At 40.7% G+C, this 970-nt stretch carries 2 protein-coding genes; one reads left to right on the top strand and one right to left on the bottom strand.

Translation table 11 applies throughout. The annotated features are described in order from the left end of the window. Nucleotides 1-262: type II toxin-antitoxin system VapC family toxin (locus NGM62_RS21915; RefSeq protein WP_262250434.1), on the top strand; the 262-nt coding region annotated here is incomplete at its 5' end. Nucleotides 263-505: 243 nt separating this feature from the next. On the opposite strand, the gene NGM62_RS21910 is transcribed toward NGM62_RS21915, so the two are convergent. Then, the gene (locus NGM62_RS21910) at nucleotides 506-940 is read right to left on the bottom strand and encodes a hypothetical protein (RefSeq protein ID WP_262250433.1); all 435 of its coding nucleotides are present in this window, start codon (nucleotides 938-940) and stop codon (nucleotides 506-508) included. Nucleotides 941-970: the final 30 nt, after the last annotated feature.

The raw sequence follows: 970 nt of genomic DNA, 5'->3' as shown, positions 1-970 counted from the left end.
CTTTTGGGAGATGGCCATTAAACTGAATCTGGGTAAGCTGGAGTTAAACATGTCATTCAAAGACCTGTATCGCGAACTCGATAAAAATGGATTCCGCCTGCTCCCAATAACTGCAGCCCATACGGAAAAAAATGTAACGCTCGACCTCCACCACCGCGACCCTTTCGACCGAATGCTTATCTGCCAAGCTGTTGTAGACAAACTCATCATAATCACCGCCGATTCGCAGTTCCAAAACTACAAAGTGAAGCAAGTGTGGTAACTAAATGGAAGACAAATTAAAATTCGCTGTTTTACCTAATATTCCAATTATGGAGGCAGGTAGAAAATTGGTTCCCTAGCCCGATTGCCCGAGGCAAACATACGGAATGACAATTCTATTAGCTAATAAATAGCTTAGAAGCTACCAGACTTAAAAAAGATTTATTACGTCGTGAAGAGATTTTAAAAGTTCATGCTGGTCATTGTATTCTTGTAATCTTTCCGAAAAACCGCTATGATAAATTTATGTTGTTTTATTTAACCAATTGCTAAGCCGCTTACCCATCTCTTTCAGTAGTACCATATTATTTTGATAAATCTGGTTGCTCACCATCAATTGCCTAAGTCTGTCCGCTGCTATCACTGCTGCAATACGCTCCTGCCTAACCAGTTCGTCAAATATCCATAACATGCCATGATAGTCGATGGAATTCCTTTTAGCAAAATTACGCACCACCTTATCACTGCTTAATACAATAGCATCCAGCCGTGTAGCCAGATACAGCACCGTACAATCCATTTCTGATAATGAACGCGGAAAACCAAATTTACGCATTGCTTCACGATCCGATTGCTGAAGGATATGTACGGTAAGTTTACCCATGGATTGGTATGCGGACAACAATTGGCGTTGCTCTTCATTAAGTTCGTTGAATACATCAAGTGTAATACTCCCCATTCTTTGGGCCAAAGGTTCAGTATGCTAAGT

Source organism: Parapedobacter soli, assembly GCF_025460835.1.
Taxonomy (GTDB): domain Bacteria; phylum Bacteroidota; class Bacteroidia; order Sphingobacteriales; family Sphingobacteriaceae; genus Parapedobacter; species Parapedobacter soli.
The sequence above is the reverse complement of the archived record's forward strand: the minus strand, read 5'-3'. Positions and strand labels throughout refer to the sequence as shown.

Coding starts and splice junctions, on each gene's coding strand:
- NGM62_RS21910 (WP_262250433.1), bottom strand. CDS start 940: ATGGGGAGTATTACACTTGATGTATTCAACGAACTTAATGAAGAGCAA.